This is a genomic window from Stenotrophomonas sp. INTA L402-1 (assembly GCF_059295135.1).
The window spans coordinates 1-503 of sequence record NZ_JCAFWP010000273.1; the positions used below are offsets into that span (position 1 = coordinate 1).

At 52.9% G+C, this 503-nt stretch carries 1 protein-coding gene; it reads left to right on the plus strand.

Annotation, left to right across the window (positions count from 1 at the left end):
• Positions 1–503, plus strand: a 503-nt coding sequence (gene modB, locus AC5O77_RS22745; protein WP_494507298.1) for a molybdate ABC transporter permease subunit, incomplete at both ends; no start/stop codon positions are given.

Sequence of the window (503 nt, forward strand, 5' to 3'; positions counted from 1 at the left end):
AAGAGTCAGGTTTAGCCTGCAGTTTGGGATCTTTTTTGCATGGTTACTGGTACGTTGCACGTTTCCGTGCAAAGCTCTGCTCGACAGCGTACTGCAACGACCGCTGGTGTTACCGCCCGTGGTCTTCGGTTACCTATTATTAGTTTCGATGGGACGGCGCGGATTTATCGGTGAACGTCTGTATGACTGGTTTGGTCTTTCTTTCGCGTTTAGCTGGCGTGGTGCGGTTCTCGCTGCCGCTGTCATGTCGTTTCCGCTGATGGTGCGGGCAATTCGTCTGGCGCTGGAAGGGGTTGATGTCAAACTGGAACAGGCCGCAAGAACACTGGGGGCCGGGCGCTGGCGCGTTTTCTTTACTATCACGTTACCGCTGACCTTACCGGGAATTATTGTTGGTACGGTACTGGCTTTTGCTCGTTCTCTCGGTGAGTTTGGTGCAACCATCACCTTTGTGTCGAACATTCCAGGTGAAACGCGAACCATTCCTTCTGCCATGTATACCC